General features: G+C 38.2%; 12 protein-coding genes. 3 read left to right on the top strand and 9 right to left on the bottom strand.

Features of this window, described 5'->3' with window-relative positions; translation table 11 throughout:
• Positions 1–32: 32 nt before the first annotated feature.
• The 6 genes from A2290_07390 to A2290_07365 all read right to left on the bottom strand — a co-directional run bounded on the left by A2290_07390 (position 33) and on the right by A2290_07365 (position 5,001).
• Positions 33–839, bottom strand: coding sequence for a hypothetical protein (locus A2290_07390; protein OGC14905.1), 807 nt, complete (start codon positions 837–839; stop codon positions 33–35).
• Positions 840–962: 123 nt separating this feature from the next.
• Positions 963–1,613, bottom strand: a complete 651-nt coding sequence (locus A2290_07385) for a 2-C-methyl-D-erythritol 4-phosphate cytidylyltransferase (GenBank protein OGC14904.1) — start codon at positions 1,611–1,613, stop codon at positions 963–965.
• Between the two features lie 4 nt (positions 1,614–1,617).
• Positions 1,618–2,349 carry a hypothetical protein gene (locus A2290_07380; protein ID OGC14903.1) on the bottom strand — a complete coding sequence of 244 codons (732 nt, stop codon included), beginning with the start codon at positions 2,347–2,349 and terminating at the stop codon, positions 1,618–1,620.
• Complete coding sequence (locus A2290_07375) at positions 2,346–2,783, bottom strand: type II 3-dehydroquinate dehydratase (protein ID OGC14902.1); 438 nt, start codon at positions 2,781–2,783, stop codon at positions 2,346–2,348. The genes A2290_07380 and A2290_07375 overlap by 4 nt, the downstream gene beginning before the upstream one ends.
• Positions 2,784–3,027: 244 nt before the next feature.
• Entirely contained in the window at positions 3,028–4,677 is a 1,650-nt protein-coding gene (locus A2290_07370; protein ID OGC14901.1) for a chaperonin GroL, read from the bottom strand.
• Positions 4,678–4,704: 27 nt separating this feature from the next.
• Entirely contained in the window at positions 4,705–5,001 is a 297-nt protein-coding gene (locus A2290_07365) for a co-chaperone GroES (protein ID OGC14900.1), read from the bottom strand.
• A 240-nt stretch (positions 5,002–5,241) separates the two neighbouring features.
• Here A2290_07365 and A2290_07360 point away from each other — a divergent pair, with 240 nt between their 5' ends.
• From A2290_07360 to A2290_07350, 3 genes are read left to right on the top strand one after another with little or no spacing between them, the layout of a single operon-like run.
• Positions 5,242–6,141, top strand: a complete 900-nt coding sequence (locus tag A2290_07360) for a hypothetical protein (GenBank protein ID OGC14899.1) — start codon at positions 5,242–5,244, stop codon at positions 6,139–6,141.
• Entirely contained in the window at positions 6,132–6,755 is a 624-nt protein-coding gene (locus A2290_07355) for an imidazole glycerol phosphate synthase, glutamine amidotransferase subunit (protein OGC14898.1), read from the top strand. The genes A2290_07360 and A2290_07355 overlap by 10 nt, the downstream gene beginning before the upstream one ends.
• On the top strand, positions 6,743–7,447 hold the full coding sequence (locus tag A2290_07350) for a 1-(5-phosphoribosyl)-5-[(5-phosphoribosylamino)methylideneamino]imidazole-4-carboxamide isomerase (protein OGC14897.1): 705 nt from the start codon (positions 6,743–6,745) through the stop codon (positions 7,445–7,447). The genes A2290_07355 and A2290_07350 overlap by 13 nt, the downstream gene beginning before the upstream one ends.
• Before the next feature lie 6 nt (positions 7,448–7,453).
• On the opposite strand, the gene A2290_07345 is transcribed toward A2290_07350, so the two are convergent.
• The 3 genes from A2290_07345 to A2290_07335 form a co-directional block, all read right to left on the bottom strand.
• Positions 7,454–10,351, bottom strand: a complete 2,898-nt coding sequence (locus A2290_07345) for a hypothetical protein (GenBank protein OGC14896.1) — start codon at positions 10,349–10,351, stop codon at positions 7,454–7,456.
• A 34-nt stretch (positions 10,352–10,385) separates the two neighbouring features.
• A complete protein-coding gene (locus A2290_07340; protein ID OGC14895.1) occupies positions 10,386–10,676 on the bottom strand; it encodes a hypothetical protein in 291 nt (96 codons plus the stop codon).
• 129 nt (positions 10,677–10,805) lie between these two features.
• Positions 10,806–12,173 (bottom strand): hypothetical protein, encoded by a 1,368-nt coding sequence (locus A2290_07335; protein ID OGC14894.1) that lies wholly within the window; start codon positions 12,171–12,173, stop codon positions 10,806–10,808.
• Between the last annotated feature and the right edge of the window lie 111 nt (positions 12,174–12,284).

Genomic DNA, 12,284 nt, shown 5'->3' with positions numbered 1-12,284 from the left:
GTCTACTCTTTTGTGTCAAGCCTATTTGGGCTTTATGCTGCTATTGAGGGAATTGTTTCTATTTGTTTTATTCTCTCCTGAATTAATTTGAAGGCGTGAAGCGCTCTGAGAAATTCATTCTGGGATTCTTGCGGTATTCCTCTTTTTTTCATATTGAAATCTTTTAACGCTTCAGTCATTATGCTCTCAGCCAACTTGAAAGCCGTCAAAAATGTCTCCCTATTTTTTGATTGCCGTGATATAAAATCATCAAAAAATCTCAGTGTAGACAGTTCCTGCATCGCAAAAACAAGCCCATTAAAGATTCTTATAACTTTTTCATGCCTGTATATATGCCTCTGGATATCATATGCTTCTATAAAATATCTCATTGCTTCACACTTATCTCCGGTCGGATTCCCACTCCTTTTATCCTTTAATATAAAACCAAAACGTAGACAAGATTTTACTTTAGCGCTTACAACTTCTCTTGACTTTTGGTCGGGAGATTCATAAAGAAGTTTTAACTGTCTTTGCTCGAAATTATCTGCCTCGCTATGTCTGCCTAAATGTCTTAAAATATCAGAAGTATCAGAATGAATAGCCATATCAGGAAATCTTTTTAAAGAAATTTCCGAATAACGCAAGGCATTCTCATATTCTTCAAGGAGATAGTAACATTTTATAACAGTTCTAAAATTAGGATAATCCCATTGCCCTACATCCACAGACAATAAAAAACTTAAAGCGCTTCGATATTCGTGCCTGTCAAAATAGCCTTTTGCGAAAGTAAGCGCTGTAGTTGCAAGGGTTGTTCTTGCTGCAGGAGTAGAAACTACTCCTGCTGAATAGGTTATCATATATATATATCGACAAAAAAACATAGAAATTTTAGATAAATATTGTAAGAGCGGCAAATTTTATCACGCAGGAGGCAGATACGGCACGGAAATGACCATTATGCAAACAGACCCAATCGGAGTTCATAATCTGTTTTTCAAAAAAGCTTCTGCGATTATCAGATCTTCCGGTGTCGTAACTTTTATATTCTCATAACTCCCCATAACCATTTTAACTTTAATCCCTAAATCCTCAACCAGCTTTGAATCATCAGTCGCATTTGATTTCGCATTTTCATATGCCTTTTTGATAATGTCATATCGAAACGCCTGGGGTGTCTGCGCTTGCCATAAAGAACTTCTCTCAAGCGTTCTGTACACTGTACACTGTTCACTGTTCACTTGTTTTACAGTATCCTTCACCGGCACACCAACAATTGCAGCTCCCGTCTCCTTTAACCCATCAACCGCTCTTTTTATAATCTTCTCCGTAACAAGGGGTCTGGCTCCATCATGTATTAGGACAATATCGGTATCAGGAGAAACTAGTGCCAATCCATTTCTAACAGAATCGGTCCGCTCCTCTCCCCCTTCTGCAACTTTAAATCCATAAACCTTTGCCTTTGCAATATTATCTTTTGCGACAACAAGAATTATCTCGTTTATAGCATCACACTTTTTAAATGCGTCAATTGTCCATTCAAGCATAGGTCGTCCAAGCAAGAAAAGAAACTGCTTGGGCTCACCCATTCGCTGTCCCGATCCGCCGGCTGTTATGATGGCTGTTGTTTTCATGAAATTAAGTCCCTCGCCCTCTGGGAGAGGGATTTAGGGTGAGGGTTTGCGGCAACCTCGTCAAAACCCTATACCCCCTTTTTGTCACCAAAACCATGTCCTCAACCCGCATCCCACCCCATCCTTTTATATAAATCCCCGGCTCAATTGTAATAACATCGCCCTCTTTCAAAACTCCTCTGCTTTTTGAACGAATCCTCGGATATTCGTGGATTTTGTGTCGTACGGCGTGTCCTGTCGAATGGATAAAATTTTCACCGTGGCCTGCTCTTTGTATTATAGCTCTTGCGGTAAGATCAACTACTTTGCAGGAGGTTCCCGCTTTAATCTTTTCAATTGCTCCTTTTTGAGCCTTTAAAAGAAGTGCCCATATCTTTTTGTGTTTCTTTGTCGGTTTTCCTATAATATAGGTTCTTGTAATATCTGATCTAAAAGTATTATACAAAGCTCCAAAATCAAACATGACAATGTCACCTTGTTTGATTTTTCTTCTACCCGCAAAGCCATGTATTTTAGTGGAATTTTTACCTGATGCTACAATTATGCGGAAAGCCTCTTTTTTAGCTCCATGCTTTTTTAATGCAGACCTAATTTTTTGGGCAACTTCTTTTTCAGAAAGGCCTATTTTTACAAATGTCGGAAGTTCTTTAAAAACTTTTTCAGCAATCTCTATCGCTTTTTTAAAATCAGCCGGCAGACAGGAGTCTGCAGTAGGTAACCCGTAGTCGCTAATCATCTCATAGAAGCAACAGCGGCTCTAAGCCCCAATAAGTAGCTTTCCTTTCCAAATCCTGAAACTTGGCCGCGGGCTACAGCGGCAATAACAGATGTGTGGCGAAACTCCTCGCGTGCGTAAATATTTGAAAGATGCACCTCTATTGTAGGAATATCAACTGCGGCAACTGCGTCACGGATCGCAATACTGTAATGAGTATATCCTCCGGGGTTTATAATTATTGCTGAAAAGCCCTCTTTTTTGGCTGACCCTACTTTTTTAACAATTTCCCCTTCACCTGCAAGTTGAATTATTTCAAGTTCCACCCCAAGCTCTTTTGCCGATTTATTAAGTTCGGAATTTATCTCTTCAAGGGTAAATTTGCCATAAACATCGATTTCCCTCTGTCCTAAAAGATCTAAATTCGGCCCATGGATGACTAGAATTTTCTTCATTTCAAGCGCTCCTTTTGCTCTCTTGAAACCTCGACACCTTGATCTCTTGAAACCTGGTGTTATAATATCATCCGATTAAAAATTTATCAATAATCATCCACGTACAGAAGAATTTTTCGGATGACAACAAAAACTCTTATTTCATCATAAGCTTTGAGGCTTGTAAGCAGAAAGCAACAAAAAAAAGGGCCGATTTAATAACCGGCCCTTCTATCAAAACTAAAACTAGATGATGCAGATAGTTCTACATCATTCCTCCCATGCCGCCCATACCACCCATTCCACCACCTGGCATTGCAGGAGCCTTGTCCTCTTCCGGCTTATCTGCAATTAACACTTCAGTTGTAAGAAGAAGTGACGCAATTGATGCTGCGTTTTGAAGCGCTGAACGTGTAACTTTCAAAGGATCAACGATACCTGCTTTAAACATATCAACATATTCAAAAGTCTGAGCGTTAAAGCCGATACCCGCCTTCTCCTTTTTTATCTGTTCAACAACAACGGATCCTTCAACTCCAGCATTGGTAGCTATTTGTTTTAAAGGCTCACTAAGTGAACGCTTTACAATAGAGACACCAGCTTTTTCGTCTCCTGAAGTCTCCTTTTCAAGCTTTTCTATTGCCGGAATTATACCGATCAAACTTGATCCGCCGCCGGCAATAATACCTTCTTCAACAGCAGCTCTTGTGGCAGAAAGGGCATCTTCTATACGATGTTTTTTCTCCTTGAGTTCTGTCTCAGTGGCAGCCCCGGCTTTAATTACAGCAACACCGCCTGAAAGCTTAGCCAATCTCTCTTGAAGCTTTTCCTTATCATAAGATGAATCAGACAGGTCTATCTCTTTTTTAATTTGAGAAACTCTATCCTTAACATCTTTTTGGGTTCCAGCTCCTTCAATAATTGTAGTAGCCTCTTTTGCAATAACAATTTTCTTTGCCTTTCCAAACCATTTATCATCAACATTTTCCAAAGACAATCCCTTGTCTTCAGTCACAACTTCACCGCCGGTTAAAATAGCAATATCTTCAAGCATGGCTTTCCTTCTATCGCCAAATCCCGGAGCTTTTACGGCAACACAATTAAGTGTTCCACGAAGTTTGTTTACAACTATAGTAGCAAGGGCTTCTCCTTCTATATCATCTGCAATAATAAGCAACGGTTTGCTCATTTGAACAGATTTTTCAAGAGAAGGCAAAAGATCTTTTACCGCAGAAATCTTCTTATCGGTAATTAATATTAAGCAATCTTCAAGGACAGCTTCCATGCGATCACGATCAGTTACCATATAAGGAGAAGCATACCCTTTGTCAAACTGCATCCCTTCTACAACATCCAAAGTTGTTTCAATCCCTTTGGACTCTTCAACAGTAATAACACCATCTTTGCCAACCTTCTCCATCGCATTTGCAATTAAATCGCCAATTTCCTGGTCATTATTTGCTGAAATTGCCGCAACCTGAGATATAGCCTCTTTTGTCTCAACAGGCCTGCTATTCTTTTTTAGTTCAGCAACTGCGACTTCAACTGCCTTGTTAATCCCTCTCTTTAAAGCCATAGGATTAATACCAGCAACAACATTTTTTAATCCTTCTTTAAATATAATATGTCCTAAAACTGTAGCAGTTGTTGTTCCATCGCCTGCTATATCATTGGTCTTTGAAGCTACTTCTTTTAAAAGTTGAGCTCCCATATTTTCAAATGGGTCTTCGAGGTCTATCTCTTTTGCAATAGTTACCCCGTCATTTGTAATTGTTGGTGATCCCCATTTTTTCTCAAGGACTACATTTCTGCCGCGAGGCCCTAAAGTTACTTTTACCGCATCTGCAACTTTTTCTACCCCTTTTTCAGCAGCACGCCAAGCTTCATCACCAAACTTTAATTGTTTCGAAGCCATTTTTAATACTCACCTCCAAAAATTCTATTAACCTTTTACTGCCAAAATATCTCTCTCTTGTAAAATTATATACTCTTCACCTTCAAGTTTAACTTCTGTCCCACCGTATTTGCTATAGATAACCTTATCTCCAACTTTTACTTCAATAGCAACTTTTTGTCCGTTATCCAAAATTCTTCCCGTGCCAACAGCAACAACTGTTCCTTCTGATGGTTTTTCTTTTGCTGTATCCGGAAGAACAATCCCTGAACGAGTTTTTTCTTCTTGCGGCTCAGGCAATACTACAACTCTATCCCCAAGCGGTATAAGCTTTTTTGCTGCCATACTTTCACGTCACCTCCTTTTTTATATAAAACTAAATTTCAAACGACATAAAAAAATTTTACTTCAATTCATCTGACATTTTACTCACAAATTATCACTCCATAACACTGAGTGATAATTATAGCAATAGGGAGACTCTAATGTCAACAACTTTTAGCAGTTAAGCCTTGAGAGTGACAATGCCAAAGCTAAAATCTTAACCCCCCAGCGCTTTTTATTTCGTGTTATACTTTATTACAAATGGAAAATCCTAAAAATTGTGTTATAGGCATTGACTTAGGAGGGACAAAAATCGCTTCCGCTCTCATCGATTTAGACAAAAAAAACATCATCACAGACATAAACATCCCTACCGAAGCTAAAAAAGGGAAAAAAGCAGTCCTCAATAAAATAAAAAAATCAATAGAAACTTTAAAAAAATTAAGCAAAGCAAAAATATCAGCAATAGGAATAGGCGTACCAGGCCCTATATTATATGAAAAAGGGATAGTCGTAAATCCCCCAAATCTTCCCGGCTGGAAAAAGGTAAATTTAAAAAAAATACTAACCGACATGTTTCGTATTCCGGTTTATGTTGATAACGATGCAAATTGCGCGGCATACGGAGAAGCTCTTTTTGGCGCCGGCAAAAAGGCCAAAAATTTTATTTATATAACAGTCTCCACCGGAATCGGAGGTGGAATAATAATTGAAAGGAAAATTTATAGAGGTAAAAATGGATCTGCGGGAGAAATAGGACATATAATAATAGATGCAAGCAATCGCAAATATAAGTGTGGTTGTGGAAATTATGGAGATTTAGAATCAATGGCGTCAGGAACTTCTATTAAAAAAATTTTTGGAGAAAATGCCATGGCTGTTCACATAAAAGCCCAACAAGGAGAGAAAAAAGCTCTAAAAATTATAGATCAAGTTGCATATTATTTAGGATTAGGAATTACAAATCTCGTCAATATTTTCGATCCGGAACTTATAGTTGTAGGTGGAGGACTCTCAAACATGGATAATTTACTGCTTAAGCCTGTACGATCTTATGTCAAAAAACATGCTCTGCCAATCCCTGCATCTACTATAAAAATAGTTAAAGCGCGTCTTGGTTCAAAAGCCGGTGTTTTAGGAGCTGGAGCGCTATGTTTATAGCTATAATCGACTATGGCGCGGGAAATCTAAGAAGCGTTCAAAAAGCCCTAGAAAATTTAGGTGTTAAGGCAACATTAACAAAAGATAAAGCTGAAATACTTTCTGCAAGCGGAATAATTCTCCCGGGAGTCGGAGCCTTTGACTCGGCAATGAAAGAATTAAGGGCAAAAGGGCTTGAATTAACTATAGAAGAAGCAATAGCCAGAAACAAACCTTTTCTTGGAATATGTATTGGCTTTCAACTTCTTTTTGAGAAATCGGAAGAAGGAAGAGACAAAGGGCTTGCCATAATAAAAGGAGAAGTAAAAAAATTCAACTTTACAAGAACAGATTTAAAATTATCAATTCCTCATATGGGGTGGAATCAGATGAAAATAAAAAATGAATCTAAGCTCTTTAATGGAATTGAAAACGGATCTATGGTATACTTTGCTCATTCTTATTATTGCAACCCCAAAGAAGAGTCGATTGTAAGCACGACCACAGATTATGGGATTGAATTTGTTTCTTCTATATCAAAAGGGAAAATGTTTGGAATTCAATTCCATCCTGAAAAATCGGGTGTTGTAGGATTAAAAATTTTAAAGAATTTTGGTGAAATATGTTTGAAATAATACCAGCTATAGATATATTAGATGGAAAATGCGTAAGGCTAAAACAAGGCCATTTCGACAAAAAAACCATCTATTATGAAGATCCTGTCAAAGCAATGCTAACGTGGGAACAAGAAGGAGCTAAACGTCTTCATGTCGTAGATTTAGATGGAGCAAGAACAGGAACTCCCAAAAATTTTGAGATCATAAAAAAAATTGTAGAGACATCAAATATAGCCATTCAAGTAGGCGGAGGATACAGAAGAATGGACGACATTGAAAAACTCTTGTCCCTTGGAATTTCTCGTGTTGTACTTGGAAGTTCCGCGATATTTAATCCCAATTTAATAGAAAAAGTTTGTCAGAAATTTAGAGATCAAATAATTGTAGCTGTAGACGCAAAAGATGGAAAAGTAATGGCAAACGGATGGACAAATGTTTCGCAAAAGACTGCCGCTGCGTTAGGACAAGAAGTTGTCGCAATGGGAGTTAAAAGATTTATATTTACAGATATTTCTCGTGATGGGATGCTTACGGGTCCTAATTTTGATGAAATTGAAAAATTCGCAAATGCTGTAAAAGTTCCGGTTATTGCGTCCGGAGGGGTTGCCTGTACCGAAGATATAGAAAAACTAAAAAAGCTTCCTCTTGAGGGTTGTATTGTAGGTCAAGCATTATACACAGGTAGTATAAAACTTAAAGAACTTTTATAATTAGTATTATTTACTCTTTTTTTTACCTTTCTTGAATTTTTCTCCACCATCGAGCTCTTTTTTAGATGACGATTCAGCTTGTACAGGCTTTGTTACAGATTTAGTTTCTGATTCAGAACGTTTACCCTTAATTTCAGCCTTCCCGATCTTTTCAAAAACTATTTTCCCATCTTTAACAACAGCGGCAACTTTATCTCCGGCTTTAAACTTTCCCTCAATCAATTGATTGCTTAACGGATTTTCAATTAAACGCCTAACAGCACGGCGTAAAGGCCTTGCTCCAAATTTAGGATCATACCCCTCTTTCACTATCATAGATGTAATCTCATCATCTATAGCTAGCTGCATCTCTTGTTCCTCCATTTGTCTCTCAACATCAGAAAGTATAAGTTTTGCAATTTGCTTCAATTCTGCATCTGATAATGGATGAAAAACTATAATTTCATCGATACGGTTTAAAAATTCAGGTCTAAACTCTTTTTTCATCTCATCCATAACCGTATCTTTCATCTTTTCATAATCGGCTTCCCTGTCCTCTTTAGCCATAAAGCCTATAGCTCCCCTTTCAATTATCAGTCTCTGTCCAATATTTGTAGTCATGATGATTATTGTATTTTTAAAATCAATAAGCTTTCCTTTAGAATCTGTAACTCTTCCATCATCCAATATTTGAAGCAAAACATTAAACACATCAGGATGTCCTTTCTCTATTTCATCAAAAAGGACAACAGAATATGGTTTACGGCGTACAGCTTCAGTTAAAACTCCCCCCTCTTCATATCCAACATATCCCGGAGGCGCTCCAATTAATCTCGATATGGTATGCTTTTCCATATATTCAGACATATCAATACGAATCATTGCATCCATAGTCCCAAACATAAATTCCGCCAGGCGCCTTGCAACCTCTGTTTTTCCAACCCCTGTAGGTCCCGCAAAAATGAAAGATCCCAACGGACGTTCAGGAGCCTTGAGCCCCGCCCTTCCCCTGCGAATAGCCTGAGCAATCGAAACTATAGATTCATCCTGTCCGATAACACGCTTATGCAAAGTCTCTTCCATATGAAGAAGTTTTTCCGTCTCCGCTTGAGTAAGTTTTACAACAGGAATTCCCGTCCAATCAGAAACAACCTCTGCAATATCATCTTCTGTAACCACAGCAGCGATATTACTTGATTCCACTTTCCATTCTTCTTCCAACTTTTTCAAATGATCCTGCAGGCTCTGTAATTCGTCTCTTTTTGATGCGGCCTTTTCATATTTCTGTTCGCCAATAGCTGCAGCCTGGCTCTTTTTAACATCCTCAATTTTATTTTCAACTTCTTTTAATGCTTTAGGCCTGTTAATAAGCTTTAAACGAACCTTTGCGGCAGCTTCATCCATAACATCAATTGCCTTATCAGGAAGGAATCTATCTGATATGTAACGATCAGACAAAGAGACAGCTGCAAATAAAGCGGCATCAGGAATTTTCACTCTGTGATGTTCTTCATACTTAGACCGAATCCCCTGCAATATTTGCACGGCAAGTTCCTTGTCTGGTTCATTTACCATAACAGGTTGAAATCTACGTTCCAATGCAGCGTCTTTTTCTATATTTTTACGGTATTCATCAACTGTTGTAGCTCCGATAACTTGTAACTCTCCCCTTGCAAGCGCAGGCTTTAACATATTGGCAGCATCAATTGCCCCCTCAGCAGCCCCAGCCCCAACCAAAGTATGAAGTTCGTCTATAAATAAAATAATTTCTCTTTTTTTGCTTAGCACTTCATCAAGAACTTTTTTGATCCTGGCTTCAAACTCGCCACGGTATTTTGTTCCGGCTACCATCCCTCCCAAATCAAGAGAGATAAGCTTCTTTCCTTTTAAAACATCTGGGACATCACCTTTTATGATCTTATCAGCAAGGCCTTCCACTATAGCTGTTTTACCAACACCGGGATCACCAAGTAATGCCGGATTATTTTTGGTTCGACGAGAAAGAATTCTTATAACCCTTTCTATCTCTTTACTCCTATCTATAACAGGATCAAGCCTCCCCTCCTTTGCTTCAAGAGTCAAGTCTTTACCAAAAGACGCAAGCGCCGGTTTTCTTGACCTGGGAGGAGCCATTGTCCCTGGGAAACCAAACCCCGGCATACCACCAAAGAAACCACCTCCTCCACCTTCTATATCCTCAGACCCCTCGGGAATATCCATCCCCTCAGGCCCGCCTTCCAAGGAAAACTGGTCATCTGCATCCCCACCAAGCAACCCCTCTTCCCCCTTCTGTTCTTTTTCCAACTCTTCCAATATTTTGCTTACAACCTTATCAAACGTAATTTTACGTTTGTGAAGAGATTGAGCTGAAATTGACTCCCCTTCACGAATAATTCCTAAAAGAATATGCTCTGACCCTACAAAACTAAAACCTAATTCTTTTGCTGCATTATAAGAAAGCTCCAAAACTTTTTTTGTTCTTGGTGAAAGAGATATCTCTCCTTTAGTCCCTTCTCCATGACCAATTAAAGATTCAATATCAGAAAAAAGATCAACAAGATCAACTTCTAAATCTTTTAAAATTTTGTAAGCAAAACCCTCTTCACGAATTATTCCAAGTAGTAGATGCTCTGTCGTCAAATGGTCGTGTTTTAATCTGCGAGCCTCTTCTGAGGCAAGATGGATAACCTTTTGCGCGGAATCCGTAAAATAATCATATATTCTTTCAGAAGGACGGCGTTTAAAAAATGAAGCAAATATATCCGGAATTTCAAAAAACCCTGGGAACCCAAGATCTGTTGGCATAAATCCAAGTTTTTCCGCGCATGTCGGACATAAATGTCTTACAACCTTTTTCCCATTTACCACTCTTGTTACATGAACTGTAGCTTGATTTATATGGCACTCATCACATATCATCGACATATATTCAACTCCTTTATTTGGTCTGTACTTAATACTATTCTAACATTCTATCAATCATTTTTGAAAATGAAAGGTGGAATTTCTCCGAAACCTTAAATAATGCCCTAACGGCAGATAAATTAATGCTTAATTCATCCATTAAATCGCATATTTTCTTGATACTCTCTATGTCTTGCTGAGAATAGAGACGAATATTATTACGGCGATAAGGTTTCACTAAACCCTTCTCTTCATATATACGCAATGTTCTAGGATGACATTCTAACATTTCTGCCGCTATTGATATAGTATAGACTGGTCGTCTTCTATCTGATATAAAAAACATCATAACTTATCACAGACATTATAATAAAACTTAACAATGAGTTTGTCAAGTATCATGACATAAACTTGGTCGGTTTTTCAAAATAAAAGTATTTCCAGAGAGGAAGATAACCGTTAAATAGCAGGTGTTTTAATGAAATAAACTTTGCATCACATCAAAAAAACTTCCCTCAAAATAGTGAGTTAAAGTCATTCCGACAAAATAAGGAGGTTTCCCTTCATCTTTTGAAGTTGAAAGTCGGCCAATAAGAGTTAATTGATTTTTCCCGGCATCTAAAGACAACTTCAGATTATGGCTATCATTTTTTGAATCAGCAAAAATTGAAGCATAATTATTTACAAAAGAATACCCAACCCCCAACCTGTATTCACCCTGATTTTCTAATCGGGGTGCATGGCATAAAGGGATCTCTGCTTCTCCCCCCACAAACCACCCCTTCTCTTCTTTATAAAAAGAGAGCCCCCCCATAATCATAAAACTAAAGTTTGAAGTCTCACCAAAGGCGGGAGAGATCTTAATCCCGCCCCGAACCTCGAAAATATTTCCCGAATAATCCAAATTTTCTTCAACTGTTTGAGCAATCCCATCTCCAATTCCTGATCCAATATCACCATTGTCATTTCCATAGCTTGGTGGCCCGTCTTCTCCCGTGCAAGTATTTTCCCAGCAGCCAACACCTGTCTCTCCATCACATATATTTACCCAACAACTGGAATCATCATTTCCCTCTGAGGAATTTTCATTGCCAGATAAAACGGTACGAATTGAAAATCCTGAATAATACCTCCACTTAAAGTTTGCTTCTACTTCCAATATACCTACTCTCCCTGCAACATCGGCAACCGCAAGTGAATTAAATTCCTTTTGAGTAGGCTGTGAAAGATAAGAACCTTCCCAGCCAATATTAAGGGACAGATCGTACTTTGATGGATCAACTCCGAAAATATGTCCAAAATCAAAATTATTATGAAGTCGCCCGCCCCATCTTAATTTTTCATAATCATCAGTCGGCAGGCTGCCATCCCAAAACTCATAAAAGCCAAAATAAGATAAGCCTGAAAATCCTCCCAAAGAAAGGCTTGCAATATAATCATTAGAAACATTAAGATTCCCACTAAATAAAGCTTCTGTTAAATTAAACGGATTGGAAGTCAAATTATTTGCAGAAAAAAGGTTGTCCAGATTCCCTGTCCCCCCAAATGATAAACCAACATTCTCACTAAGCTTGAGATCAAGGTAAACAGGAACGCGAAGGGCAATCAATGAGGGATTCTCTTCTGTGGTAGTACTTTTATCTACTTCCCCCACGACATCACCAGGCTGCCAGCCATCACTACTGACATCGTAAGAAAGCTGGTTACCATAATAACCAAAAACAGTTCCAACAAAGCCATTTACTATACATTGTTTAGTTTCAGGTTTCTCTTTTTTATCTTTATCAGAAGAACTAGAAAAAGAAAATATGGGATTCAAACCAAGCCTTAAAATATCAGACATTTCTCATTTCTCCCCGTTACTTTTAGATTATTTAATATTGGTCATGAGTCATGGGTCTTGGGTCATGAGTCATTGTATATTCTCTCTTTACTACATGGGTCTGTTGCATAA

It is taken from the genome of candidate division WOR-1 bacterium RIFOXYB2_FULL_36_35, assembly GCA_001771505.1.
Lineage (GTDB): Bacteria > Margulisbacteria > WOR-1 > XYC2-FULL-46-14 > XYC2-FULL-37-10 > XYB2-FULL-36-35.
This window is presented reverse-complemented; position numbering and strand designations above follow the sequence as displayed.